The 25,444-nt window shown below is 51.2% G+C and carries 25 protein-coding genes; 9 read left to right on the top strand and 16 right to left on the bottom strand.

What is annotated here, in order from left to right:
• The first annotated feature begins 54 nt into the window (after nt 1-54).
• Nucleotides 55-2,130, top strand: a complete 2,076-nt coding sequence (locus VEI96_05730) for a sodium-translocating pyrophosphatase (protein HXX57481.1) — start codon at nt 55-57, stop codon at nt 2,128-2,130.
• A 235-nt stretch (nt 2,131-2,365) separates the two neighbouring features.
• Nucleotides 2,366-3,148, top strand: a complete 783-nt coding sequence (locus tag VEI96_05725; protein HXX57480.1) for a YkgJ family cysteine cluster protein — start codon at nt 2,366-2,368, stop codon at nt 3,146-3,148.
• 244 nt (nt 3,149-3,392) lie between these two features.
• Here VEI96_05725 and VEI96_05720 read toward each other — a convergent pair whose 3' ends face one another.
• Entirely contained in the window at nt 3,393-4,019 is a 627-nt protein-coding gene (locus VEI96_05720) for an MCP four helix bundle domain-containing protein (GenBank protein HXX57479.1), read from the bottom strand.
• 265 nt (nt 4,020-4,284) lie between these two features.
• On the opposite strand from VEI96_05720, the gene VEI96_05715 reads away from it, so the two are divergent.
• Entirely contained in the window at nt 4,285-5,979 is a 1,695-nt protein-coding gene (locus tag VEI96_05715; GenBank protein HXX57478.1) for a HAMP domain-containing sensor histidine kinase, read from the top strand.
• A gap of 290 nt (nt 5,980-6,269) precedes the next feature.
• The gene (locus tag VEI96_05710) at nt 6,270-7,127 is read left to right on the top strand and encodes a c(7)-type cytochrome triheme domain-containing protein (protein HXX57477.1); all 858 of its coding nucleotides are present in this window, start codon (nt 6,270-6,272) and stop codon (nt 7,125-7,127) included.
• A 21-nt stretch (nt 7,128-7,148) separates the two neighbouring features.
• Here the strand turns inward: VEI96_05710 and VEI96_05705 are convergent, their stop codons facing one another.
• The 4 genes from VEI96_05705 to VEI96_05690 all read right to left on the bottom strand — a co-directional run bounded on the left by VEI96_05705 (nt 7,149) and on the right by VEI96_05690 (nt 9,806).
• Nucleotides 7,149-7,478, bottom strand: a complete 330-nt coding sequence (locus VEI96_05705; protein HXX57476.1) for a hypothetical protein — start codon at nt 7,476-7,478, stop codon at nt 7,149-7,151.
• A gap of 24 nt (nt 7,479-7,502) precedes the next feature.
• Nucleotides 7,503-8,297 carry a c(7)-type cytochrome triheme domain-containing protein gene (locus tag VEI96_05700; GenBank protein ID HXX57475.1) on the bottom strand — a complete coding sequence of 265 codons (795 nt, stop codon included), beginning with the start codon at nt 8,295-8,297 and terminating at the stop codon, nt 7,503-7,505.
• Nucleotides 8,298-8,580: 283 nt separating this feature from the next.
• Nucleotides 8,581-9,165: a DUF1566 domain-containing protein gene (locus VEI96_05695; GenBank protein HXX57474.1), complete on the bottom strand. Its 585-nt coding sequence runs from the start codon at nt 9,163-9,165 to the stop codon at nt 8,581-8,583.
• Between the two features lie 56 nt (nt 9,166-9,221).
• Complete coding sequence (locus VEI96_05690) at nt 9,222-9,806, bottom strand: DUF1566 domain-containing protein (protein ID HXX57473.1); 585 nt, start codon at nt 9,804-9,806, stop codon at nt 9,222-9,224.
• 489 nt (nt 9,807-10,295) lie between these two features.
• On the opposite strand from VEI96_05690, the gene VEI96_05685 reads away from it, so the two are divergent.
• Entirely contained in the window at nt 10,296-12,188 is a 1,893-nt protein-coding gene (locus tag VEI96_05685; protein ID HXX57472.1) for a tetratricopeptide repeat protein, read from the top strand.
• 242 nt (nt 12,189-12,430) lie between these two features.
• On the opposite strand, the gene VEI96_05680 is transcribed toward VEI96_05685, so the two are convergent.
• Genes VEI96_05680 through VEI96_05670 form a run of 3 tightly spaced genes read right to left on the bottom strand, consistent with a single transcriptional unit; the run spans nt 12,431 to nt 13,509 of the window.
• On the bottom strand, nt 12,431-12,829 hold the full coding sequence (locus VEI96_05680; protein ID HXX57471.1) for a hypothetical protein: 399 nt from the start codon (nt 12,827-12,829) through the stop codon (nt 12,431-12,433).
• Nucleotides 12,830-12,876: 47 nt separating this feature from the next.
• Nucleotides 12,877-13,146, bottom strand: coding sequence for a glutaredoxin family protein (locus tag VEI96_05675; GenBank protein HXX57470.1), 270 nt, complete (start codon nt 13,144-13,146; stop codon nt 12,877-12,879).
• Between the two features lie 6 nt (nt 13,147-13,152).
• Nucleotides 13,153-13,509, bottom strand: a complete 357-nt coding sequence (locus VEI96_05670) for a hypothetical protein (protein ID HXX57469.1) — start codon at nt 13,507-13,509, stop codon at nt 13,153-13,155.
• A 160-nt stretch (nt 13,510-13,669) separates the two neighbouring features.
• Here VEI96_05670 and VEI96_05665 point away from each other — a divergent pair, with 160 nt between their 5' ends.
• Together VEI96_05665 and VEI96_05660 are read left to right on the top strand one after the other, a co-directional pair.
• The gene (locus tag VEI96_05665; protein HXX57468.1) at nt 13,670-15,334 is read left to right on the top strand and encodes a GAF domain-containing protein; all 1,665 of its coding nucleotides are present in this window, start codon (nt 13,670-13,672) and stop codon (nt 15,332-15,334) included.
• A gap of 6 nt (nt 15,335-15,340) precedes the next feature.
• Entirely contained in the window at nt 15,341-15,751 is a 411-nt protein-coding gene (locus VEI96_05660) for an adenylyltransferase/cytidyltransferase family protein (protein ID HXX57467.1), read from the top strand.
• 38 nt (nt 15,752-15,789) lie between these two features.
• On the opposite strand, the gene VEI96_05655 is transcribed toward VEI96_05660, so the two are convergent.
• The 3 genes from VEI96_05655 to VEI96_05645 all read right to left on the bottom strand — a co-directional run bounded on the left by VEI96_05655 (nt 15,790) and on the right by VEI96_05645 (nt 17,996).
• Complete coding sequence (locus VEI96_05655; protein HXX57466.1) at nt 15,790-16,056, bottom strand: hypothetical protein; 267 nt, start codon at nt 16,054-16,056, stop codon at nt 15,790-15,792.
• A 135-nt stretch (nt 16,057-16,191) separates the two neighbouring features.
• Complete coding sequence (locus VEI96_05650) at nt 16,192-17,691, bottom strand: Rne/Rng family ribonuclease (protein HXX57465.1); 1,500 nt, start codon at nt 17,689-17,691, stop codon at nt 16,192-16,194.
• A complete protein-coding gene (locus VEI96_05645; GenBank protein ID HXX57464.1) occupies nt 17,688-17,996 on the bottom strand; it encodes a hypothetical protein in 309 nt (102 codons plus the stop codon). Before VEI96_05645 ends, VEI96_05650 begins: the two co-directional genes overlap by 4 nt.
• A gap of 291 nt (nt 17,997-18,287) precedes the next feature.
• On the opposite strand from VEI96_05645, the gene glgP reads away from it, so the two are divergent.
• Together glgP and VEI96_05635 are read left to right on the top strand one after the other, a co-directional pair.
• Nucleotides 18,288-20,024: an alpha-glucan family phosphorylase gene (gene glgP, locus VEI96_05640; GenBank protein HXX57463.1), complete on the top strand. Its 1,737-nt coding sequence runs from the start codon at nt 18,288-18,290 to the stop codon at nt 20,022-20,024.
• Nucleotides 20,025-20,033: 9 nt separating this feature from the next.
• The gene (locus tag VEI96_05635; GenBank protein HXX57462.1) at nt 20,034-21,059 is read left to right on the top strand and encodes a uroporphyrinogen decarboxylase family protein; all 1,026 of its coding nucleotides are present in this window, start codon (nt 20,034-20,036) and stop codon (nt 21,057-21,059) included.
• A 26-nt stretch (nt 21,060-21,085) separates the two neighbouring features.
• Here VEI96_05635 and VEI96_05630 read toward each other — a convergent pair whose 3' ends face one another.
• The 5 genes from VEI96_05630 to VEI96_05610 all read right to left on the bottom strand — a co-directional run.
• Nucleotides 21,086-21,640, bottom strand: coding sequence for a DUF882 domain-containing protein (locus VEI96_05630; GenBank protein HXX57461.1), 555 nt, complete (start codon nt 21,638-21,640; stop codon nt 21,086-21,088).
• A 109-nt stretch (nt 21,641-21,749) separates the two neighbouring features.
• On the bottom strand, nt 21,750-23,438 hold the full coding sequence (locus VEI96_05625) for a L,D-transpeptidase family protein (GenBank protein ID HXX57460.1): 1,689 nt from the start codon (nt 23,436-23,438) through the stop codon (nt 21,750-21,752).
• A gap of 355 nt (nt 23,439-23,793) precedes the next feature.
• A complete protein-coding gene (locus tag VEI96_05620) occupies nt 23,794-24,111 on the bottom strand; it encodes a hypothetical protein (protein HXX57459.1) in 318 nt (105 codons plus the stop codon).
• Between the two features lie 180 nt (nt 24,112-24,291).
• Nucleotides 24,292-24,807, bottom strand: coding sequence for a methylated-DNA--[protein]-cysteine S-methyltransferase (locus VEI96_05615; GenBank protein HXX57458.1), 516 nt, complete (start codon nt 24,805-24,807; stop codon nt 24,292-24,294).
• Nucleotides 24,779-25,444, bottom strand: a 666-nt coding sequence (locus tag VEI96_05610; GenBank protein ID HXX57457.1) for a GGDEF domain-containing protein, incomplete at its 5' end; no start/stop codon positions are given. The genes VEI96_05610 and VEI96_05615, both read right to left, overlap by 29 nt.

Below are 25,444 nucleotides of genomic sequence, written 5' to 3'. Positions count from 1 at the left end.
GAAATCTTTTTTATGGTTTTCTCTTGGGTGAAGATCTAACAAAAGGAGGAGAGAATGAGTTCTACAATACTTTTTGCCTTGGCTTGTGGTGTGTTGGGCGTCATATACGCCGTGATGACCGCCATGTGGGTATCGAAGCAGGACGCCGGGAGTACAAAGATGCAGGAGATATCCAATGCCGTAAAAGAGGGCGCCTATGCGTTCCTTGCACGCGAATACAAGACGGTCGCAATCGTTCTTATCGCTCTCGTGATATTGATCGCGGTGGCCAATCTCGGAACCTGGACAGCCGTAGGGTTCATCATCGGCACAGTGGGTTCGGCTCTCGCAGGCTTTGTCGGCATGTGGGTTACCGTACGTGCCAATGTCCGCACCACGCAGGCCGCGCATAAAGGGCTTCAGGCCGCACTGAGCCTTGCATTTAAGGGTGGATCCGTGACCGGCGTCATGGTCGTTGGCCTGGGGATTATAGGTCTTGCCGGGTTTTATACAATAGCAAAGCAGGCAGCCCCTGAGATGGCATTCCATGCGCTCGTGGGACTCGGCTTCGGCTGCTCACTCATGAGCGTCTTCGCCCGTATCGCAGGCGGAATTTATACAAAGGCGGCAGACGTGGGAGCCGACCTTGTCGGAAAGGTTGAGGCAGGAATTCCTGAAGATGATCCCAGAAATCCTGCGGTTATCGCCGACAACGTTGGTGATAACGTCGGTGACTGCGCGGGAATGGCTGCTGACCTTTATGAGACGTACACGGTCACCCTGGTTGCGGCGATGCTCCTTGCCAAGACGGTCTTTGGCGCTGAAAGCGCCTGGGTGGAATTCCCGATGCTCCTTGGCGGAATCTCGATCATCGCTTCCATCATCGGAACATTTGCGGTAAGGCTCGGTAAAAGCCAGTACATCATGGGCGCCCTCTATAAGGGGCTTGCCGTTGCCGGAGTTCTCGCGGCAATAGTATTTTATTTTGTGGCGGGTGAATTTCTGAAAGGCGTAGATGCGACTTCAATGGTCTCTCACCCTTCATTTACCCAGATGAACGTTTTCCTTATGGCGATTATCGGCCTTGCATTGACCGGACTGATCGTGGTTATAACTGAGTACTTCACTGCTTCACAGTATCCCCCGGTGAAACACATTGCAAAGGCCAGCCTGACCGGCCACGGCACAAACGTCATAGCGGGTCTCGCGGTCAGCATGAAGTCAACCGCCGCGCCCGTCATAGTTATTGTTGCCTCAATCCTCGGCGCATATGCTTTAGGCGGCGGATTTGCCGGTGATGCTGCAGGCGGTCTTTTTGCCATCGCCTTGTCAGCGGTTTCGATGCTCTCGATGACAGGAATCGTCGTCGCCATCGACTCCTATGGCCCGATTACTGACAACGCAGGCGGTATCGCGGAGATGTCAGGACTGCCTGAAGATATCCGTAACATCACAGACCCCCTCGATGCGGTCGGCAATACGACGAAGGCTGTTACGAAGGGTTATGCGATCGGGTCGGCAGGTCTTGCGGCCCTCGTTCTCTTTGCGGAGTATTCAAGGTCATTTAGTACACAGCTTTATTTTGACCTCTCGAACCCGATGGTTTTGGCAGGTCTTTTTATCGGCGGTCTGCTCCCTTATTATTACGGCTCACTCCTCATGGAGGCTGTCGGAAAGGCAGCAGGCAGCATCGTTGAAGAGGTGAGAAGACAGTTCAGGGAGATCCCTGGAATTATGGAATATAAGGCCAAGCCGGAGTATGGCAAGTGCGTCGACATCGTCACAAAGGGCGCTATCAAGCAGATGATGGTTCCCGCTCTCATCCCGGTGGTGGTTCCGATTGTTGTCGGTATTCTCCTTGGCAGGGAAGCCCTCGGTGGAGTTCTTATCGGAAGTATCTTGACCGGACTCTTCCAGGCGATAGCGATGACAAGCGGCGGAGGCGCATGGGACAACGCCAAGAAATCCTTTGAAGAAGGCGTTACCGACGACAGCGGCAAAGTGCACAAGAAGGGGAGCGACGGGCACAAGGCCTCCGTCACGGGTGACACCGTCGGTGACCCTTACAAGGACACGGCAGGCCCCGCGATCAACCCGATGATAAAGGTTATCAACATCGTTGCGCTCCTCATCGTGCCGTTGATTAAGTAAGAGAGTAAAGGTTTCAGGGGCCGGTTCCGTGCCGGCCCCTTTTTCTTTTCCCAAAAAACAAGCCCGACCTTTTTACCTGCCCTTATCCTGACGTTATATCAATATCAATCGATCCGATATTCTTCCAGGGAAAAACAGCGAATCTGTCTTTAGTCTTTCTCAAAAGCGAAAGTTTGTTTATCCGATGAATGGTGGGGTATAATAGAGAAAGTTTTGGACTAATCCGGAGGCTTCCATGGTTAATATGTCGGCGGTCGATCCCGTTCAACTCACTCCTAAAAGCAGGTTCAGGTTCAGATGTCATAAGGGGATATCCTGTTTTACGAAATGCTGCAGCAACATCGATATCATGCTCACGCCCTATGACATTATCATATTGAAGAAACGGCTCGGTATTTCATCCGAGGAATTCCTCGAGAAATACACTCTCACAAAGGCCGAAGGGAAGGCCCAGTTCCCCATGGTCTATTTGCGCATGCATGACAACGAGGAGAGGAGTTGCCGCTTTGTCACACCTGACGGATGTAGCATCTACCAGGACAGGCCTGCAAACTGCAGGTATTATCCGATCGGTCAGGGGACCCTGAAGAAGAGGGTTGACGAGAAAGTTCTGGACGAGGAGTTCTTCTTCTTTGTGAAGGAAGACCACTGTAAGGGTTTTGACGAGCCCGTTGAGTGGACCATCGAACAATGGAGACAAGACCAGGGCGTTGACCGGTACGATGAACTCAACAGGGACTGGAAGGCTATCATCCTCATGCTGAACGCTCCGGGGATCGAGTTTGACGGGAAGAAACAGGCGATGTTTTATATGGCCTGCTATGACATGGACAGGTTCCGGAGGTTTATCTTCGACAGTAAATTCCTGGAACATTTCGAGGTGGATGAAGCTGCTAAGGAAAAGATGCGCAAAGACGACGCGGAATTAATGCTCTTCGGATTTAAATTCCTGAAGTATATCCTCATGATGGAAGAGACGCTGAAGACGAAGTCTTCGGGCCCATCGTCTGCGCGATGAAAGTGCGGTTGCATCGATTCGATCGGCAGGCGATGATTAAGTGAGCCGGCACGGTTCGTTTTCCCCGGAAAGATAGTCTCCTTCTGCAACTTATCAAATGTTGGATTCACCGACGATACCGCCGTTCGCAACTTTAGATTGCGGCCTGAATAAGACTCCCTGGACAAAGGGTGAGAGCGTTTGTTACGGCAACAAACCGAAAGGCATTGTTACCTATTGTTGATTCTCTATATGATATCTCGCGTCAGAATCGTATGGCTATAAGCATAACAAGGAGCAATGTGGCGAATCCAACAGAAATCATGAAGAGCCGCGTATCCCGGTAATGCCGCGTCGCCTCATCGTACCGCATCTCGCTTCGCGTCTGCTGATGTTTCACGAGGTTCTCTGTCGCCTGGATAGCCTGGCGCATGGCGGCCCGCGATTCTTTCTCATACATCGCAAACGCCTCGTGCTGCCTACCTTCTCTCAAAAGTGCCAGGGTGCGCTCGTTCAACGCCCTTGATGCTGTCCAGCTTTCCTTGACCGATAACAGGATCTCGCGCCCCTTCGTGTCATCGCTCGAAGTCATCTGTTCTACCTGGTTAAACGCTTCATCGAATTTTGCATTGCAATCATTGATCCGTTTTATCATCTCATCCATCCGTTCCCTTTGGAGGAAACAGTTGCGCACCGCAATAGCGTCTTCGCGAACAAGTATGCCCATGCCGGCGGCAATGCTCTGTAGCTTGTTGTTCACTTGCACAATTCTTCTGAGGTCTTCATGAAGGGCGCTCATGTTCATAACCGCAACCGCAACCAGCAGGGACATCACTACGAGGATCGACCCGAAACCGAGTAAGAACTTTCTTCCGATTTTCATATTCTGCATTACTCCACTCTACTTCACCATCGGAGCGGCTTAAAGAGTCGCTCTGAAGCTATTACCATTATATCAGAGGAATAGAAGATGTATACAGAAGATAAACCATCTGTAGTTGAATTCATCGCATCCATCCGTCAAAAATATCCGGACGGAACTCATTTGCATCCTGTACATAGCATCGTAGGGGGTGATAAAGACAACGAAGACCACAAATGCACGATGAGTGCATGGACGAAATCTATGATTCCCTGCATCAAGAGACAGGGTGCGGATGGAACTGCAACGCCCGCAATTTTACTGGTATTTTGCCCAGTATCTGATAGAATTGAACTCAGATATGACACCTTATGCCGAGGGATTTGCGCTCATGAGAAGACGAGCAGCAGGGGCCAGGTCGATGAAAATGGCGATTTCTCTTTTCCTCCCCCTCATCTGCATGTTCTTAATCCCATCGCGGGCATACGCCTTTGTGGCCCACGATTATCCTGCGATTTATACACACCAGATCGGACGTGTATTTTTCTTTATAGCGTGTATCTTTATCCTCAGCGCAATAGTAGGCAACCGGCTCTACAAGGAGAAGGCCTGGCGCTTCCTCTCCATCTCCCTGCTTTGGTTCATTGTCTGGGATGTCGATGTCTTCGTCAGCCGTTTTTGGGAACTTTGGGTTGTTGGTGATACCGATGGCTGGAACTACCTGCGGCAGTATGTTGTGGTCGAAGGGAAAGATTATCTCCTCTATATAGGCAGATTCGACTTCCTCTTCCTTGACCTCGGTCTCTTTTTCTTTGCACGCGGTTTGAATTGCCTGCTCATCGGTGAAGAAGAAAAGAGCGCCCAAGCCTCGCTTACGGCCCTCCTGCCTTTCTTCCCAATCATTCTTTCTGACACGGTCGGCAATGTCATCATGATCATCCTGTCCATCCGCTGTCTTTCCACCAGCCTGAAACTGTACCGGATCAACCGGGAAAATGCACTGTGGCACTATTTTTGCTGGCTCTCGTCATCCTATGTGCTCTATTCTTTCTCGCGGGTTGTAGGGCATATCGTCAGGCCCTTTCTTATCGCCACAGGTCATCTCGCGCTTTGGAGATACCTTGACCCGATAAGCGGAAGTTTGAATAACTTCACCTTTTTCCTTGTCGCCTCGGTCAGCCTTTTTTTCATGGGTATCTACCCCCTCTACCTTAAGATCATAAAAGAAGAACGGGAGATCGAGGGAATTAATGCCGAGCTCACTGAAATGAATCAGGAACTGGAAACGCTGGTCGCCGAGCGAACAATGGCTCTTATCGGGTTGACCGTGGCGGATAAGGTGAGAAACCCTGCTGTTGTAATCGGATGCACCTGCAAGCGGCTCCTCATGAAGGAGACTTCCTCCCCTGAGCTGGCCGATAAGATGAACAGCATCATAGATGAGTGTAAGAAACTCGAAAAGGTCGTCGAGAATTTCGAATATCTCCTGAGGAGCAGGAAGAGCTTATTCAGGCACGAAGACGTCAATGAGCTGATCAGAGGCATCATCTCGCTCACGGAGAAGGAGGTCTCCCTGAAAGGGCTCCGTCTTGACCTGAACCTCTCGCAGCAACCGCTCAAAATGAACGTCGAGAGAAACCTCCTGAGGGTCGCACTCTTTCATGTAATAAAAAACGGAATCGACGCGACGCCGGCGGGAGGACTCATTTCGGTGACGAGCGCCGGTGATAGTGACAGGATTACGGTGAGGATTACCGACACCGGATCCGGCATTCCGGACGAGATCCGTGAAAAGATCTTTAATCCTTTTTTCACCACGAAGCTTCATAAGTTCGGCATGGGGCTGTCTCTTGTGAAGCAGATTGTCTCCGAGCATCTCGGTGATATCACGATACAAAGTACGGAAGGGAAGGGCACTACCGTGACGATCACGTTTCCAGTAAGATGGAAAGAGACGGAACAGATGCTCATGGTCCCTTCGACATCTTAGTTCGACGTGCCGTCAAGCCGCTGTGGAGGAGGTCCGGAATGGGATTCAGGCTCGCAGCATTTCTTCTGGAAATACGTCACAGTCATGAGGTGTTCATGGTCTGCGAGTGACTCCTTTGAACCATTTGGCGATTATTTACTTGACAAGTAACTCACTGTGTGATAATAAAGAAAAACGGGTGGCATCTATGTATAAGGTAACGCAACACTTCCGAAATTCTTCAACCCTTGTTGCCTGGCGAATTGTATGTTTCACGTAGCAGAACCCGGAATGGGTTTGCGGAGCGTGCTATGAAATCGGTCAGAGGGGTTTTCAGGAATCTCTTTTTCGTTGCTGCGGGCATTAAATTTGTTAGCAGGGGTTTCACAACAATGAAGGTGGTCATACTTCTCCTGCTGAGTTGTCTTTTCCTTGCAGATCTTTCTCTTGCCCAAAGCATGTTGAAGCTCCCGCCATTGCCATCGCCCGAAAACTATGGTTCTGAATTCATGTCCAGACCCGGCGGACAACAGAATATGCGGCCAGTGGAATTTTCGCATTTGACTCACAGGGTGAACTACACATGTAAAGTATGTCATTACGAGCTTGAATTTCCGATGAAGCGTAATGAAACGCCCATTCAGTGTAATAATGGGAACATGAACGGCAAATACTGTGCCGCATGTCACAACGGCAAGATTGCGTTTGGGCCGGAGGAAGGCGCCAATAAAAATTGCGACAGCTGCCACGGCAAAGGTTCGAATGCCCCTTGGAAAAAGCTCCAGGAACTTGAGGCAAAACTGCCGAGAAGCAAATTTGGAAATGGAATCGACTGGTCGAAGGCCCTGGATGAGGGACTCATAAAACCGAAGACCAGCTTATCGGGCAGCGCCATGAAAATCGTACATATCAAGACCTTCGTCCTTGAGTCGGAGATGAGCGGGATTTCCTCAGCGGTCTTTCCTCACAAGACTCACGAGCAGTGGCTGGACTGTTCCAGCTGTCATCCTGACCTGTTCAATATAAAGAAGAAATCGACGGAGACTCTGAGGATGCACAACATGCTCGAGGGGGAGTCCTGCGGTATCTGTCATCTCTTTGTGGCCTTTCCTCTGGACGATTGCAAGAGATGTCATCCCAAAATGAAATCATCGGGCGCGCCACGGTGATATTTTTCACGAAGCACGGAATTATTTGTCGCTTTTCGATTCGAGCGCAAAGACGTAGAAGTCTCTGCAACTGTGGAGTCTCTTGAGATAGACCTTTTTCTGTGTCTCGGGAAGCTTGTCGATGAGCGGCTTCAGTGCATCGCATCGAGCGACGAGGTTCTTCAAATCGTCGGAACTGAGCATAGCCGTTTCTTCCGTCTTGGCACAAATATCGTTGAATTCCTGCAACCAGGCTTCCTGAGCAAAGGCAACGCCCACACTCACAGGCGTGGGCGTTCCTCTCATCAGCCCCACTGAAGATACTACCGCTACCAAAATGAGCACAAAATGCGGGATCTTCAGTTCTCCCATTGTGTGCCTCCTACCCCGCCATTACTACACCGGCTTCGAATGGCATCTCTGACAGTCAATCATGGGGAACGCAACGGTCATATGACAGACGCCGCAGTATTTTCCCTCAAAGTTATCGTTCATCGTGAACTTAATTTGGCCCCGTTTCACTTTGCCGAATATTTCAGGGTGGCAAAGCTCGCATCCGTTCCATACCGTGTGCTTCTGGTGCGAGAATATGATGTCAGGCATTCCCTCAACCGTCGGCACAACGAGAAAATCCTTCTGCGCGGTGAGAGGTTTCCTCTTAATCGAGACGCCCTCCATTGAATCTATAGGGCTGATAATCTTGTCATGTTCAGCTTTTTCCCAATCGATCCCGTTTCCGAAGCGTTCTTTTGGGAGATCCTGAGTAAAGATTTTAAAGTCGTATTCCGGCCTGACATTCTGACCGAGAGAATGACATCTCAGACATCTGCTCCTGTCACCCACATCGGTTTTGGAGCACGCCTCAAACACCTTCTTGCCGTTGATAGTCGTCCTGCCGTTATGGCACGTGCCACAATAGTAGCCGGCGATGTTGTCGGTCTCCCTAATCTCTGTTGTTCCCGCCTTCATCCCGAACCCGATGTCGACGTGACAGAGTCTGCAGGTAAACTTCGCGCGATGCAGCCAGTGGTCGAACGCGACAGGCGGAATACCGGCCTTCTGTGAATAATTATTGATGATCACCCGTCCGTATTCAGGAGGTAACGGCCTCTTCTTCTTCACCCCGACCTCGGCAAATACGAGTGGAGCAAAGATCACGAGCAGCAACAATATGAAGAAAGGTTTCTTCATGGATCTCCTCCTCTAAGGTGTTTTCTACAGAAGATGTGAACCCTTGATATTGCTAATATATCAGATATGAGCGTTTTGTCAATCAAATTTACGGGTTCAATATAAGACCTTGTCGTGTGGTAAGATGCTGTCGAGTCAATTGTGCCTTACCGTGGGAAAATCGACAATGACTTCTCAGAGAGTTTAATAAAATGACTGCATGGGAAATCCCTGCATCTTCAGGGCCTTAATTGCCGAATAATTCAAATGCCTAAGCGCTACTGTCCGTGGCGCTTGGGAATCGTTACCTTGGCGGCATCGGCTTTGATTGTACTCTTGCTCCAGGACGCACTGCCCAAACATAATAGCAAGTGGCCTTATTCGTGTAGTTCTGTAAGCCATTGAAGAAGAAAAAAAACCACCCGCTTTCCGTATTTGGTGCGAAGGCGGTGCCTGACCAGTAGTCGTCTGCCTGAATATTCTCAAAAGGCCCCCTGTTGGTTAATAGGCCGCCCGCCGTGTTGCCCAGCGAAACATAATACAGATGCCCCATCTCGCTACCGGTGCACTTATGTCCGTACCCTTGCAGAGGAAAGCTGTCGCCCGGGGCGGCTTGATACGAACACGTTGCGTCCGGTTGGGCGGTCTCCGGCAGCCGCCAGCCTTTTAAGCCCGCAAACCCAATGCCGGAATTCAGGCTTGCGGCCCAAGCAACCGCCTGATCCCAGTTCATCGGCGACCCTCCCGAGTTGGCGTTCTTCAGCCAGCTTAGCTGCGTGGCTGTGTCATAGACCGTTCCGTCGTTCATGTCCACAAGCGTTGCTTGAATAGACACAGACAACCAAAGCACCAAGATCGAAGCGCCCAATAAGATGCCTATCCTTTTCATTAAATTCCCTCCCTCTTGTGTTCCTACAGTACATGGTCGAATTCGCTTTAAGAATCTCATTGCCGAGTCGGGGCAGGGTTAGGTTGTGCCCTTTCTCCGGGTCGCACCGGCCACACATAGTAGTTGAAGGTCTTAAGGTTGTAGAACTGAAAGCCATTGCGGACAACGAAGCTCCACGCATGTGTAGTGCTTGGGGCGTACTCGGTACCCGACCAGTAGAAGTTCTTCCGGATATTCGTAAATGGCCCGGGTTTGACCACAAGGCCGCCTGCCGTGTTGCCAAGCGAAACATAATACAAATACCCCATTTCGCTGCCGGTGCAATTATGTCCGTGCCCTTGCAGAGGGAAACTGCCGCCGGGCGTAGCTTGATCCGAACAGGTCTTGTCCGGCTGAGTGGTCGTCGGAAGCCGCCAGCCTTTTAAGCCCGCAAACCCACTGCCGGCATTCAGACTCTCTGCCCATGCAACAGCTTCGGTCCAGGTCATCATCCCTGCTGAGTTGGCATTCTTCAGCCAGGTTAGCTGAGTTGCCGTGTCATAGATCGTTCCGTCGTTCATGTCCACAAGCGATGCCTGAACAGGCAAAGACAACCCAAGCAGCAGAATCAAAGCGCTTACCAGAATGCCCATTCTTTTCATTGGATTCCTTCCCCTCCTGTTTTGACAAAGAATGCTAATGACAACATTACTCTATCATATCGCAAGTATCTTGAGTAGCTACCCGAAAGGCAGCCTGTTCCGGACACATGACAAACTCATCGGCAAATTGAAGTGTTTCCGAACTCGTTACGGTAGAGTCATTGGCAGGCACTATCTTCGTCGTTGGGCGTTGCCTTGGAAGTAGCCCTGATTTTATATCTGCCTCATCGAAATGTGGATTAATAACGGTAATTCGTGAGCGCATGATTTCATAGGGAAATCTTGTCCTCGGTCTTGAGGTCTTCACCTCAAGTTCACCGACAAAGTCTCACCAGTTGCAAACCATTTTGACTGTTGACTTCGGAAAGAATATGAGGAAGTCACTCCGCTGATAGCATATAGTAATCATGCTTCAAATAGATTATCTTATTCCCTTAATGTCAGTATAATATTGAAAAGCGTTCATCATTTATCAAAAGGTAAGCATTCTTGAAAATAAAGAAACATTTGCTCGTTAATTATAGCGTTGCTGCTATTATTGCTTTTTTGGCTTTTCTCGTCTTCTTGCCGTCTCTTCAGAATGACTTCGTTGACTGGGACGATTATGAATATGTTTACGATAACTTTCACATACGCTCTTTAGATGGGAGCTTCTTCAGATGGGCATTTGGACATTTCTATAATAGTAACTGGCATCCGATTACGTGGATATCCCATGCTATAGATTTCAGCTTGTGGGGGTTGAATCCTATTGGACATCACCTGACCAACAATGCTTTACACGCCCTCAACACTTTTCTTGTCATAGTTCTCGTGATGAGACTTATTGAGGAACGGAATTATGTACTCTCACAAAATGGACCATCATTTTTTCTGAACAGGCAAGCGACACTTATAGCGGCGGGGGTGACAGGTTTGTTGTTTGGTCTTCCTCCCGTGCATGTCGAGTCAGTGGCATGGGTTGCTGAAAGAAAAGATCTCCTTTGTGCGCTTTTCTTCTTGCTCAGCATTATCATGTATACAAAATATTTAAGGCTTATAGATAGCAGGGTAGACAGAGAAAAACCGCTGTTGCTCGTTAGAACGTACTTAAGCTCGCTCGGATTCTTCATCCTTGCTCTGTTGAGTAAGCCTATGGCAGTGAGCCTTCCTGCCGTCCTAATCATTTTGGACTGGTACCCCTACGATCGGTATCGATCACTGAATATATCTAAGTCAGCGCTTTTGGAAAAGTTGCCCTTTATCTTATTAAGTTGTCTATCATCAGCATTAACTGTGGCAGCGCAAAAAGCGGGGGCCTCTCTTGCTTCCATTGAGGAGATCCCGTTATCAACGCGGTTGCTTACGGGAATGAAATCCCTCTCGGCCTATCTTGGGAAGATGATAATTCCCTTGGATCTGATCCCCTTTTATCCTTATCCAACCCTGAAAGACATGCCACTCTTAGCTTGGGAATACCTCTCGGCCATTATCATTGTTATCGCGATTACTGCAGCTTGCTTGGTTGTGGCAAGAAAGCAAAAATTATTTTTGTCAGCATGGAGCTATTATGTCATAACCTTGGTCCCTGTACTCGGTATTGTTCAGGTTGGCAGTCAAGCAATGGCTGACAGATATACTTATTTACCCAGCATCGGCATTCTTCTTGTTGTGGGGGTATGCGTGTCATGGTTGTTGACAAAAAAGTTTATATCTAACCCGTGGATTAAGCCTGTCAGTGTGTTTGTAATCATTTCGTCACTTGTTCTTATGGCATATTTAACATACATGCAAATAGGCGTATGGAGAAATAGCATTGACTTATGGAGTTACGTGATTGAAAAAGAACCGCAAACGGTACCTAGGGCCTATTATAATCGCGGCGTCGTTTTTTATCGAATGAGGCAGTTCGATAAAGCGATAACAGATTTCGACAAGGCAATATCTCTGAGGCCCTCATATTATAAAGCATACAATAATCGTGGCTTGGTGCTCGCCCAAATGGGCCATTATGATCTTGCCATAGAGAACTATAACATTGTGATCGACTTGAGGCCTCTTGACGATACTGCTTATTATAATCGGGGTTTGGCTTTGAACCGGATTGGAGAAGTGGATAGAGCAAAAGCAGACTTTGACAGATCAATTCAGCTAAACCCGCTCAATCATAAAGCATATATCGGTCTGGGAATTGTACATGGCGAGAAAGGTCTGTATAGTGAGGCGATAAACGATTTCAATAAAGCTATCTCATTGCAGCCGGGTGATGGTATAGCGTACGTTAACCGTGGATATGCCTATTCCCTCCGCGGCTCCCCTGATCTTGCCGTTTCAGATTTTCAAAAAGCATGTGATGCAGGAAGTCAGGAAGGCTGTAAGGCATTACAGGAAGGTGGAAAATAGCTAAAGAGATCATATAATTAGGAAGGCTGATCCAGCATCTTTATGGTCGACGGTTATTGGAAGTAATCTGGAATCAGGGATAACAAATTCCAATGGTACCCTCGATACCGTTGCAAGCTCATGAAACCACGGCTTTCAGGAAGGACCATTCCTCTGATCGCCTATGATGAATGGTCCTGTTTTCGAATGAAATTAGGTGAGAATTGTACGCTGTCCTGTGGGCATGACTTTTCAGATAAAGACTAACGCTGCAGTTCCTTCTTCAACCACCCCTTTATCTCGTCCGTAATCGCGTACATTCCGTTCGACGGCGTGTCTGCAGGGTTCTCTATCGCTTTCCTCACCAGCTCTCCGGGGATTTCATCGATCTTTCCGACGGTGGAGGTGACATCCCTTTGCCCGACCTTCAGGAGCATCAGCGCAGGCGGCTCGCATTGGGATTCCACATAGAACATGTAACCGGAGATCTCAGCGAGTTTCAGGAGGTCTTCCTGGTTTGACCCGAATCTCGGTTCCATGACCATCCGCGGGGTAACATCGAATTTGATCCTTGCAAGGATATCGGGGTTCTCTCTTATATCGCTGAGCCCCAGTATATCGAAGATGTCGTTACCAAGACCACATTCCTTCTCGTCTTTCAATCCATTCGCTCCTTCAGCGGATGTCTCCCCGGCACGCCGCCATTCCCTCACCCGGAGGACTTTCCCTGTTCGCCCCCGAGGAGCTTTGACTCCAGGGCATCCTTGTCGTAACCCTGAATAACCTCTTCCACGACGACCGTTGGATAGGTGGCCTGAGGGTTATGTTTCTTAAGTTCCTTTGTCATAAGCCACTGCTCTCCGCTCTCGAGAGTATCAACCTCGATCTGAGTGTAGGGTATGCTGTTGTCATCGAGGAACTTCTTCACTTTCTTGCAGACAGCGCAGGTGCTTAGTGTGAAGAGGGTTACCCGCTTCATCCGTTTTTAGTGCGTGCTCGGTTTGGAACCATCGGGCGGTCGTTTGGCCGCCTCGGTCGCGGTATTGAAGACATCCTCCATCATCTCGGAGCTGGCCTTCAAGAGCCTTTCCATCGAGACGCCGAGTTTCTTTGATACGTCGAGAAGAGAAAGTCCTTGCCCGTAATGCAACTCCGCGATCTCGATCTTGAGTGCGTCATCGATGATGAGACTCCTCAATTCCCCGTCATCACGCGTGACGAATTCGCAGGCGATATCAAATTTCACCCCGTCACTGATGCTCGCCCGTATCATCGCAATGGTATGCTTATAGATGCGGTCTTCTTCCTCGTTGAAATTCTTATAATCGATGCTCTCAACCATGATAAATATAATACCACATTCCGGAACGGTCCTCTCATGGGTTCATTAAAAGAATTTATAAGCAAATCTTTTTGAAACGAACTGAAAACGGAGAAAAAAGAGAGGAGGGAAGGGTAAAATACATCAATAAGACAGGAAGCATAAAGAGGGAGGAGATTCGGTGCAAGGCAACAGTCGGGGGAGGCTGATCCCCATCTGCGGTTGGTGCAAGAAGATCAGGACGGAGCAGGAGGAGTGGGAGAGCATCGAGGCCTACTTTGCCGCGGCCGGGTTAGGGGAATTAACCCATTCCATATGTCCCGGCTGCGCTGAAAAGATCTTCACGAAGCGGATATATCTCGAAAGCTATCAGAGTATCTGTAAGGCGATCAGCATGAGCCTCTCTCTCAACGAAGTCCTGAGCCTCATCGCGACGAATGTGGTCAAGGTGATGAATGTCAAGGCGAGCTCCCTCAGGCTTCTCAACAAGGAGACGCAGCAACTCGAGCTGGCTGCCTATCACGGGCTGAGCGACCTCTACATCAACAAAGGGCCGGTCGAATACGACGGAAGCATCACGGATGCCTTGACGGGTAAATCCGCCTCTGTCTACGACATCACCTCCGATGAGAATGCTCGGTACCGGCGGGAGGCGATGGAAGAAGGAATCCGAACCATCCTCTCCGTCCCGCTCCGTTTTGGAGATGAAGTCATAGGCGTCCTGAGGATGTATACGGCAGAACCCGTCGAATATTCCGGGGAGGATCTGAAGTTTGTGACCGCGATCGCAGATCAGGCGGCAGTCGCCATAATGAACGCAAGGGTCTTCGAGAAGACCGTATCAAAGGAGAAGGAATACCTCAGGGTCTTTCAACAGGTCACCAGGGCTGCAAGTTCATCCCTTCAATTGAAGGAGGTGCTTGACCTGATCACGAGGACGCTCCCCGAGGTGATGAATCTCAAGGCTGCGACCATACGGCTCCTCGATAATTCCGGAGAGAACCTCGAACTCGCGGCCGCATACGGGTTGAGTGAGCGGTATCTCGGGCGGGGACCCGTCGATATGGAGACAAATATCAAGGAGGCATTGCAAGAGAGACCGGTTGCCATCTATGATGTCTCCAGTGATGCGAGGGTTTATTACCGGCGAGAGGCTCAGGATGAGGGTATCAAGAGCATGCTTACGCTGCCGATTGTCGTACGGAGCAGGACAATTGGGATACTGAGACTCCTCACCGCGGAGCCGCGACACTTCAGCCAGCAGGACATCGACTTTGCGGCGGCCCTTGCCGAACAATGCGGGATCGCCATAGAAAATGCGAGGATGTACGGGCGGCAGTACAAGGAGGCAAAGTACCTCCAGGCCCTTCAGGACATAGCGAAGGCGGCCAGTTCAACCCTCAGCGTTCAAGAGGTGATGAACCTGATCGTGCAGAGAATAGCCCATGCCATGAACACTGATGCAGCTACGATCCGGCTTCTCGATGCATCCCGCAGGAGGCTTGAACTCGTCGCCTCCTACGGCCTCAGTGAAGGGTATCTCAATAAGGGACCGGTTGATGCAGAAAAGAGCGTCGGAGACGCCCTCGAGGGAAGGCCCGTTGCGATCTATGACGTGCCGAATGATCCGAGGATCGTTTATAAGAAGGAGGCGAGGGAGGAGGGCATATCGAGCATGCTCGTTGTGCCTATGACCTTCCAGGGGCGGGTCATCGGGGTACTCAGGATTCTTGCTAAAGATCACAGGAAATTTGACGGTGACGAGATCGAGTTCGGTACCGCCCTTGCAGAGCAAGCGGCGATAGTCATCGAGTATGCCAAGGCATTTTCAGGAACGGTACGGTGAACTGAATTGAAGCGCGTCGTCTGCGCAGGCACCTTCGATCATCTCCATCCCGGTCACATCGACTACCTTCTTCAGGCAAAGGCTCTCGGAGACGAACTCGTTGTCATTGTCGCGAGGGACGAGACGGTCGCAAGGATAAAAGGCATACGGCCTGAGCACGATGAAAACCGCAGGAAGACGGACGTGGAAGCAACGGGCATACCTATGCGGGTCGTCCTCGGCAACCTGGAACAGGACCTCTTCTTTATCCTTGGCGAACTCGCACCCGATATCATCGCGCTCGGGTATGACCAGCGCGTTTCGGAAGAGGACCTGAAGACTCAGGTACCTGCCTGTACGGTCGTCAGGTTGAAGCCCTTTCATCCCGACAGGTTTAAGTCTTCATTCTACCGGGCAGGGAGCCAGGGCGGCTCATAAGGCTTTTTTAAGAAAGCAGCCCGTTTGACCGTCGCAGACTATTTTCTTGATGCCCTCTTCTTTGCGGTCGTTTTCGTCTTTTTTGTAACTCGCTTCTTCGCTACGGTCTTCGGTGCTTTTTTCACCGGCTTCTTGACCGCTTTCCCGGAGGTTTTCTTTTTTGGTTTTGCGGCTTTCTTCTCCGTCGAAACCTCGGTAAGCTCCATGCCGCAGCAATAGAGCGGGCTCAAATCGGTTTCTGCCGTCTCTGTAACAACGACCTCGCATCCGCACTCGTCGCACTCGTAGGTGACCACTCTTGCCATATGATTCCTCCTTTGCCTCTGTTTCTGTTGTTTCTATTCTATCACGCCCCTACCCCTCAGGGAAAGTATTTGGGCGGACAAGACCCCTTGACAAGAAAGCGAGACCACGAAATTTCCTGATCGGTTCGGGGGCTTCTACTCCGTCGGAGGCGCCTCCGGAGCCACTTCGGATTTTTCAGACTCAACGCTGAACTGCCCACGGAGAACAGAGGTGTCTGCGAGAATATTAATGGCGACAAGAGAATCCTTTTCGAGCATGCCGATCTCGTCCCGTTTTGCATTCATGAGATAATTCGCACTCTCGACGGGCAGACGGCAGGTGACACTCCTTATGCCGCCCTGTGAAACCCGGGTATGAATCTCCCTGAACGCGGCAATGGCGACCATCTTCTCCGTCTTGAGGATACCGGTACCCCCGCAGCTTTCACATTTCGTGTGTATCGATTCGGCGTAGGCCGTCCTCAGTCTCTCTCTCGTCATCTCGATGAGTCCGAACTTCGAGATTCCGCTTATGTCCGTATGGGCCTTGTCCGAGCCCATCGCCGTCTTCAGGGCGTTTTCGACCTCTCTCCGGTTTTTCGACGATTCCATATCGATAAAATCGATCACGACGAGACCCCCGATGTCCCTCAGTCTGAGCTGCCTCGCTATCTCGTCCGCGGCCTCAAGGTTCGTTCTCAGCGCGGTCGCTTCTACATTCTCCTCTTTTCTGGATCGTCCCGAATTCACATCAATGGCGGTAAGCGCTTCCGTCCTGTCGAAGACAAGATATCCCCGCGAAGGCAGATAGATGTATCGCTCGTTGATCTTCGCGATCTGCTCTTCGAGATTGTGCCTGCTGAAGATGGGCTTGGCATCTTTATAATACCGGACGTTTATCCTGCGCCAGGGCAAGGTCTTTCTCAGAAATTCCTTGATATTTCTGTACGCGGCCTGGTCATCGACAAGCACTTCGTTCACATCCGAGGTGAGATAATCCCTCACGGTTCTCACTGAGATGTCATGCTCCTGATAGATGAGGGCCGGTGCCGAAACCTTCTTTGATTCATGCTGTATTTTGGTCCAGAGTTTCGTCAGGTACTTTAAGTCATTGGCGAGGTCTTCACCGGTCTTGTCGCTTCCCGCCGTTCTCAGGATAAAACCGGCATTCTTTGGGGGTTTGAGGGAATGGAAAGCCTCCTTGAGGCGCTCTCTGTCTTCTCTATCCTCGATCTTTCTCGAAATCCCTATCCGCTCCTGCCCGGGCATCATGACGATATACCTGCCGGGAAGGGATATGTAAGTGGTCAGGCTCGCACCCTTTGTATCCCGTTCATCCTTTTCGACCTGCACAATGAGTTCCTTTCCCTTTACGAGGACATCCTGTATCCTCCGTCTTTTCCCCTCCCCCCCGGCAGTAAGGTACTCGGGCATGATCTCCCTCATCTGGAGAAAGCCATGCTTCTTAGGCCCGAAATTCACGAATGCCGCCTGAAGACCCGGTTCTATCCGCGTAACGACGCCCTTGTAGATATTTCCTTTGAGATGTTCTTTTGAGGCCACTTCAACATAGAAGTCGACGAGGAGGTCTCCGTCCACGATCGCGACTCTCTTTTCCTCGGGATATTTTGCGTTTATGAATATCTTTTTCTTCATTCTGTTTCTTCTGCCTCCGATTGTCCTTCGTCACCGGTACCCCCGGGTGTTGGGACTTCTGTTTCTCTATGCACGAATTTCATCGACTCGCTCAGGGGGAGTTCCGGATATTTGACCGTTGCCTCGATTATCTCACCGAGGGGATAATCGGCAAAATGTCCGTCAGGGTAAACTATCCTGATAAACCTCCTCTTGAGGATGAAGCACCGTCTGACCTTGCCGTTCTTGTCAGAGAGAGGAATAATAACATATTCAGAATCTTCTTCAAGGTGATACTGTCTGATTAACTCAGCAATCTCTTCCACAAGACTAACCTCTTCAAGACAGATAACGGCCGTAGGCACCGGGCCGCGTCACGGGACGATTCATTTGTCTCGAGTTTCCCCCTGTCGTCATCCGGCCGAGTGACGAATTACTACATAGCTTACAATAAACGGTGACCAGGGTAAAGACCGTCTGTCTCCGGAGAGTGAACTGCCGGAGTCCATTTTTCCGCGAGGGTAGGATTGCCGGAGGATGGACAGGACGGCTGCGTATGTGCTATATAATCACCTCATGACAAGAGGAGAGACTTGCGAAGTGAGAGGAGCGTTACTATGGTGAGAACCACCGTTCAGGATCGTTTGGAGAAATATACCCGGGATCCGAAGATAGCCTACTTCTCGATGGAGATTGGGATAAAGCAGGAGATGCCAACATACAGCGGCGGGCTAGGGGTTCTCGCGGGAGACACAATAAAGTCTGCCGCAGACCTCAGACTCCCGATGGTAGGCGTCACCCTGATCAGCAGAGGAGGCTATTTCCGTCAGCTCCTTGATGAGAGAGGGTGGCAGACTGAAGAGCCTGAAAGATGGGATGTATCGAGATGCATGGAACTCCTCCCCGGGAAGATAACAGTCCAGATAGAGGGCAGGGATGTATCGGTGCAGGCCTGGCTCTATGAGGTTCGGAGTCTGACGGGCGGTACGATCCCCGTCTTCTTCCTCGACACCGGCCTCCCGGACAACACCCCCGAAGACAGGGAAATAACCGCACAACTTTACGGCGGCGACAAATCTTACAGGCTGAAGCAGGAGATCGTCCTCGGAATCGGGGGCGTCCGGATGCTGAACAGACTGGGATTCATGATAAGGAAATACCATATGAATGAGGGGCATGCGAGTCTCCTCGCCCTCGAGCTCTTGAAAGAGTATCGGAGGGATATCGAAGAGGTTTGGGATGAGCGCCTCGTGTGGGATGTGGAGAAGGTGAGAGACCTCTGCGTATTTACCACGCACACGCCCGTTGAAGCGGGGCATGACAAATTCGCTTACGACCTCGTGACGAGGGTGCTCGGTGAACCGCTTCCTCTTCAAGTTTTGCAAGACCTCGCCGGTAAGGACCATATGAACATGACCCTGCTTGCCCTGAATCTCAGCGAATACGTGAACGGGGTTGCCAAGAAGCACAGAGAAGTCTCCCAGCACATGTTTCCGGGATACGAGATAAACTCCGTGACGAACGGGGTCCATTCCTTCACATGGACCTGTGAGAGTTTCAGGAGGCTCTATGATAAGTACCTTCCCGGTTGGGCGAATGAGCCGGAGCTGTTCGTCAGGGTGGGCCGCATACCCGATGATGAGATTTGGGCGGCGCACGGGGAAGCGAAGAAGGTCCTTGTCGATTTTGTCAGGCTGGAGACAGGGGTCGAGATGAGCCCTGAAATCTTCACCCTCGGATTCGCACGGAGGGCGACGGCTTACAAGCGTGCTGATCTCCTCTTTACCGACATCGAGAGGCTTGAGAGGATCGGCAGGGGTAAGCTCCAGTTAATCTATGCGGGAAAGGCACATCCGAGGGACGATGCCGGGAAGAGGCTCATAGAGAAGATCTTCGTGATTAAGGAAAAACTGAAGGACAGCATCCCCGTGGCGTATCTCCCGAATTACAACATGGATATGGCGCTGAAACTCGTCTCGGGTGTTGATGTCTGGCTCAACACCCCTATGAGACCCCTCGAGGCTTCAGGAACGAGCGGCATGAAGGCTACCCACAACGGAGTCCCCAATTTCAGCGTCCTTGACGGATGGTGGATAGAAGGGCACATAGAAAATTTTACCGGCTGGTCCATCGGGCCGTACCCTTCCGAAAATCATGCCTCCGAAAGCAGCGCTGACAACGCACAGGATGCGGAAGATCTTTACCGCAAGCTCGAACATGTCGTCATGCCCACATTCTACGGGGACCGGAATGCGTGGATACGGATCATGCAGAACGCCATCGGCAAGAACGCCTATTACTTCAACTCACACAGGATGATGCGGAGGTACGTGACCGATGCGTACATACGGTGATGGATCGAGATGTCCGTGGATAGGCGGGAAAGTATCAGGCGGGTCTTACGAGGGGAGCGCAGCGAGCGTCTGCCCCGTGCTCTGTTCGGTGCCGGGCTCTGGGCATACCGGCAGACCGGCCTCATCATCGAGGACCTCGCCGAAAACCCTGTCATCTTTGCCGAGACCCTCGCAGACTTTTTGGGGGAGCTCGATACCGATATCGTTTTTGCCGGGTCGGGTCTCAATACCTTTCCGGCCGAGGCGATAGGAGGCACCCTCGCCTTCCGCGGGGAACAGGCCCCACTCCTTTCCTTTCCCCTGATCGAGAAGTCTGAAGACGCGCGGTGTCTCGAAAACGTGGATATCTCCCACTCTCCTCACACCCTCGCGCTCCATGAAATGACCGCTGTTTTGAGAAAGCACCTTCCCGACCGCTTTCTCTGTGCCACGTCCTGGGGCCCCTTCACCTGGGCCATGATCCTCTGCGACTGGAATCTCCTCACGGAGAAGATAGCGTCGGACAAGACCTTCATCCTGGAGGTCTGCGAGCTCGGTCTGCGTCTCTCCCGTGCGCTTTTTGGGCCACTCATCGAGCGGGGTCTTATCGACGGCATCTCCATACCGGAAGGTGCCGTCACGCTGATCCCCGTCGACCTCTATCGCGACGTGGTACTGCCCTGTGAAAGGAAACTCTTCGAAGAGTTCAGGAAATACGGGATCGGGCGCTTTCTCCACCAGTGCGGAGACATACGTCCCCAGCTCCTTCTCTATCCTGAAACCGGCGCCGACTGTATCTCGATCGATGTGGGTGTGCCCCTCGGCGAGGTATACAGGCTATACAGCGACCGGCTCGTCACCGCAGGGAACGTGGACGTTATCAATACCATATTCGGCGGGGAGCCCGCTCTGCTCTGCAAGGCGGTCGCCGAATGCGTTGCCGAGGTTTCCGATCCTCACCGGAAATATATCCTCATGCCCTCCTGTGATCTGCCGCCAGACACCCCCCTGCGGAATGTTCAAGAATTTCTCTCTTGCGCCGACCGAGTAGGGTGAGCGGCAAGAATGAAACATCATTTGTGCTACCAGTAACGAATTCTTCCCACATCCAGATGGACAAAATCCGCGAAGGGATAATACCCGACGCCTCCTCTCTGAAGGCCTGTGGCAAAGTTCCTTACCGTTGTCAGCTCACGCCCGGGGAGGCGAATGTCTATCGCTTTGCCTTCGATGTGGAGACTGTCCTTGACCACCCCGCGATTTATGAAACGCAAAAGTGAATTTGTCTTCTGAGACCGATATCCCGAAATAACATGAAAGGGACCCGGGCTTTCGAGTGACTGAAGGAGAGAGAAGAGGAGGTCCAATAACGCGATATCGATTTCCTTGACTTCCCCTGTCCGGTAGTCGCGAAGGATGTAGTTGATATCGGCGAGTGCTTGCGGCAGATACGCGCCCTCCTGCCAGTAAACGGTCTTCATATTCTCGCCCGTGTGGGCATTGTAGAAGGAAAGCGCTCGATCAGGGGATAAGAACCTTGCGGCAGCAGCGACAGATTCGAATGGGAAAAGGCACGCGGTCGCTGTCAGCAATCCCGCGGTGAGAAAATCTCGCCGGCCCATTTTATGACTGCTCATCGATCCCTCACGGTCTGTTTGTTATAAACCATATCTAAGAAAAATCGCAACTGCCAACGAAAAGGAGTAAAAAGAGATGAGGATACGGTGCCTGCTAAATAATCGACCTTCATTGAAGAGACGGTTTCTTGCGGAGGGCCTCATCGAGACGCTTGTCTCTTCCGTAGATATCGTTTCTGAACTGAACGGCGCCCTGTTCATCGACCCAGGCGGTGAGATAAAAGAAATGGACGTTTAAAGGAATTGGAATCCTCACCTCTTGCTCAGTCCCTTCTTCTATGGCAGCCAATATGGCTTCGTGCGTCCAGGAGGGGTCACCCTGCAAGAGATACACGGCCAATTCGAGTGGTTTTTCGATGCGGGTGCAGCCGTGACTGAAGGTGCGCACGTTCTCCGAAAACAGACGCTTGACCGGCGTGTCATGGAGGTAGATATCGAATTTGTTCGGAAACATAAACTTGAGGGACCCAAGGGGGTTCTGAGGGCCTGGCTCCTGCCGAAATCTGTATGGCAAATTCTTTGCCGTGACCTTCGACCAGTTAATCGCCTCAGGGTCCATCTCCTCTTCCTGAGATCCCCATCCCCTCAATGTCGTAATATTCTGTTCGGTGAGGTAATGAGGATCTTTCTTGATCGTCTCCAGCAACTCTTTCCGCGCAATCCTCTCCGGAACGGTCCATGAAGGATTTATGATGAGGTACGTCATCCTTGCCGTGAAGACAGGGGTGTCCCAGTAAGGCTTCCCCACCACGACTCTCATGGAGAGAATCGACTTCCCGCCCTCAAGAACATCCAACTCAAAATTCGCGATGTTGACAATGATGCAGCGCCGCTCGATGTTGCCGAGTATCCACCGCAGCCGCTCCATGTTTAATTCAATCTGCCGTATCCTATCACTGAGGGGAACATTGAGGGCATCGAGTGTGGCGGAGCCGACGATTCCATCGGCTTTCAGTCCGTGTCGCTTCTGAAACGAGATTACCGACTGTTTCAGCCTTGTATCAAAGAGAGAAGCTTCCGTTCCCTCTTCAGCCTCCAGATCGCGGGACGCGGCGAGCCTCTTTCTCAGCTCCACGACCCGGTCGGATACTGCATCTTTCTTCAAGACGGGGCCGGCGGAGACCTGGGGCCATTCTCCCTTTAATGATAGTTCCCTGTAAAAAGCGAGGGCCTGTCTCAACCTCTCGTAGGAGACCTGTTCGGGACGCATCATCGCGAGGGCTTCTCTAACCTGTTTTTTCTTGAGGGCCTGCTCGAGGGCGGAGGGGACATCCACATTTCTCTGTTTCGCAAACCATTCTGCCTCGATGGTAACAGGATTTACGCACCCGCCTGAAAGATGACAACCGAGGGCAAGGAATGTATCCGTGAGGAGTAGTTCGAGATCGACCAAAGTAGCCGCGTCCGCAAATGATTCCTTCCCTCCCTTGGCGAGCAGAGATTTTATGAGGTCTAGGTGATAGTGATCTGGCGTCAGCCCGTCGTCATGGGCATCCTCCACAGCCCTCATCAGGGGCTCGGCCTGTATCGTGCCGCCGTCTTCTCTCCACGCGGGTCGATAGTTTCTTCTCCGATAGAATCTTTCTACGAGAACCGATGCGCATAGAGGTTCTCCTTCAACAACCCTTTGCGACGGGATCTTCCATTCCGTCAACCTCTTTTTTATGAGCGGGCCGAGCTCCGAATCCGTCGCACGAAGAGACGATTTCCTTTCAGAAGCATTACCCTGGCCGCATAAAAGAAGCGTTATGAGCGCCAGTGCAATAATCCCTTTTTCGATAGGCTTGATCTGTATCACGATTCATGTCTATTCTACCAAATCGCAGATTTATTGGAAGGATGTGGGAACGAATCCCTATATTTGATTCACCTTGAGCAGGATTGCGATTTCTTCTTGGCAGTGCACCTGTTACTGGCGGTGCATTCGCTCCTTAAAGCCAAACAGAGATGGAGACCGTCGCCCTCGTTCATTTCCATTGGTCCGGGTTGAGAAGGTTAGGGATCGTGCCGCTCACGGTAGTGGTGCGAACGCAACGGCGGATTCCCGCACATTGGCTACCATGAACCATAACGCAAGCAACTACCGCGAGGAACTCACATTGTTTCACATTTGAGCGGAGATTACCTATGAACTTTTACAAATGATACTGCCATCAGTCGTCATCGTATTCGAGTCCGGCCATGAAAAAATTCTCATCGACTTTCCGGGTCCAGCGAACGGTTGCCTTCTGCGCGTCACCCTGTTGCTCACCCCTTACCGTTATCTTTTGCCCAACGCTGAGATTCTCGTGCAGATACATACAGAGTCCTGAGCAACTGAAATTGACCGCGATGCCCTGCCGGCTTCCTTCGTCCGGATCACGAGAATATTCTATCGCCTGATGGTAGCTGTAGCGTTTGTCCCGTCTTCTCTCGTTTTCCGTGCAGCAGACCTCATCCCTTCGATTGCAGGCTTTTTCCCTATTCGACATTCCGAGCGTCCTGAATTGGCTTTGGGATATCAGATGGCTTGTCCATGATGTTGCCTAACGAAAGCTTATTACAGGAGCATTCAGGAGTCAATCCTACCTGGGTAGGGAGTGGCAGTGATCTTCAGAGCATTGGAGTCGCCGAGTTTTGTTCGAAAGCAGAGATTGAATTGGAACGGCATATCACGGCACGTTATCTCTCAGCGACTGCCTTGCGTAATACTCCAGATCGAGAAGCCTCCTCTTGATGTCGACTCCTCCCGAGTATCCCCCGAGCGAGCCGTCGGACTCTATGATCCTGTGGCAGGGGAGGATGATAGGCAGGGGATTCTTGCTGAGCGCCTGTCCGACCGCCCTTACCGCTTTCGGTCTGTTAATCCGTTCCGCCAGCCACCGGTAGGACCTCGTCTCTCCAAAGGGGACTTCCCTCAGGTTGAGCCAGACCTCTCTTTCAAAGTCAGTGCCCTCGGAAAAGCCGATCTTCTGATCAAACGCGGTGAGCTGCCCCTTGAAATAGGCATTCAGCTGGACCTTGAAAAGCGCGGATCGTTTGCTTGCCTTCATCGGCAGGGAACCTTCCGGTTTATCGAAGAGTATCCCCGTCAATGTTTCTCCGGAGAATATGAGATAGAGCCTGCCGATCGGACTCTCGAAGGTATCGATCAGGATATCAGACTGGGGGTAGTGCCTCGGCCTCATCCATCTCTTTTGAGTAAATCTCCACCCGGTCGCCCCCCATTTTGATCGCATGGGACATGGCCCTCTCGCAGCAGAGGATGAGTTCCTCCGGCGTTTGACCGTCGAGGAACGTCAGACCGACACTGGCCGTTACTCGTCCCCTCGGCTGTGTCTCCTCATGGAGGAAGGGGTAATTCCTGATGATAGCATTGAACCTGTTACCTAAGGCGAGGGCAGCCGAGAGAACCGTGTTGGGGAGGATTATGGCGAATGCGTCTCCCCCATACCGCACCACAACATCAGAACCCCTGACGTTCTTTCTCAAGAGGTCAGCAATCTTCTTCAGGACATCGTTCGCAATCTGTTCGCCGTTCTTCTCAGCATATTCGCTGAAAAAGTCTACATCGATAAGCAGGAGGTTGAGCGGCTGCTTGTACCTCAGGCCTCGTTCGACCTCCTGAGCCAACCTGATCTGGAAGTATCGGTGGCTGAAAACCCCTGTCAGATCATCAACGAGTCCCGCCTTCTTCGGATAAAGAACCTCAATCGCCCTGATATGGTCAAGAAGCTCTTCAGGATCGAATTTATGTTTCCGTATGATCCGCTCGATCTTTCCGATAAGGTTCATCCTGTCTTCAACAGAGATATCCCTTTCGGT

The sequence above is a fragment of the Thermodesulfovibrionales bacterium genome, from assembly GCA_035622735.1.
In the GTDB taxonomy this organism is placed as follows: Bacteria; Nitrospirota; Thermodesulfovibrionia; order Thermodesulfovibrionales; family UBA9159; genus DASPUT01.
This window is presented reverse-complemented; position numbering and strand designations above follow the sequence as displayed.

Bases quoted from the DNA above. Each gene is read 5' to 3' on its own strand.
- VEI96_05655 (HXX57466.1), bottom strand. From the start codon at position 16,056: ATGGCAAGAGTGGTCACCTACGAGTGCGACGAGTGCGGATGCGAGGTC.
- VEI96_05710 (HXX57477.1), top strand. From the start codon at position 6,270: ATGAAATCGGTCAGAGGGGTTTTCAGGAATCTCTTTTTCGTTGCTGCG.
- VEI96_05675 (HXX57470.1), bottom strand. From the start codon at position 13,146: ATGAAGCGGGTAACCCTCTTCACACTAAGCACCTGCGCTGTCTGCAAG.
- VEI96_05650 (HXX57465.1), bottom strand. From the start codon at position 17,691: ATGAAGAAAAAGATATTCATAAACGCAAAATATCCCGAGGAAAAGAGA.
- VEI96_05725 (HXX57480.1), top strand. From the start codon at position 2,366: ATGGTTAATATGTCGGCGGTCGATCCCGTTCAACTCACTCCTAAAAGC.
- glgP (HXX57463.1), top strand. From the start codon at position 18,288: ATGGTGAGAACCACCGTTCAGGATCGTTTGGAGAAATATACCCGGGAT.
- VEI96_05690 (HXX57473.1), bottom strand. From the start codon at position 9,806: ATGAAAAGAATGGGCATTCTGGTAAGCGCTTTGATTCTGCTGCTTGGG.
- VEI96_05700 (HXX57475.1), bottom strand. From the start codon at position 8,297: ATGAAGAAACCTTTCTTCATATTGTTGCTGCTCGTGATCTTTGCTCCA.
- VEI96_05695 (HXX57474.1), bottom strand. From the start codon at position 9,165: ATGAAAAGGATAGGCATCTTATTGGGCGCTTCGATCTTGGTGCTTTGG.
- VEI96_05730 (HXX57481.1), top strand. From the start codon at position 55: ATGAGTTCTACAATACTTTTTGCCTTGGCTTGTGGTGTGTTGGGCGTC.
- VEI96_05715 (HXX57478.1), top strand. From the start codon at position 4,285: ATGGAACTGCAACGCCCGCAATTTTACTGGTATTTTGCCCAGTATCTG.
- VEI96_05720 (HXX57479.1), bottom strand. From the start codon at position 4,019: ATGCAGAATATGAAAATCGGAAGAAAGTTCTTACTCGGTTTCGGGTCG.
- VEI96_05705 (HXX57476.1), bottom strand. From the start codon at position 7,478: ATGGGAGAACTGAAGATCCCGCATTTTGTGCTCATTTTGGTAGCGGTA.
- VEI96_05630 (HXX57461.1), bottom strand. From the start codon at position 21,640: ATGAGCAGTCATAAAATGGGCCGGCGAGATTTTCTCACCGCGGGATTG.
- VEI96_05615 (HXX57458.1), bottom strand. From the start codon at position 24,807: ATGAGGCCGAGGCACTACCCCCAGTCTGATATCCTGATCGATACCTTC.
- VEI96_05620 (HXX57459.1), bottom strand. From the start codon at position 24,111: ATGTCGAATAGGGAAAAAGCCTGCAATCGAAGGGATGAGGTCTGCTGC.
- VEI96_05635 (HXX57462.1), top strand. From the start codon at position 20,034: ATGTCCGTGGATAGGCGGGAAAGTATCAGGCGGGTCTTACGAGGGGAG.
- VEI96_05670 (HXX57469.1), bottom strand. From the start codon at position 13,509: ATGGTTGAGAGCATCGATTATAAGAATTTCAACGAGGAAGAAGACCGC.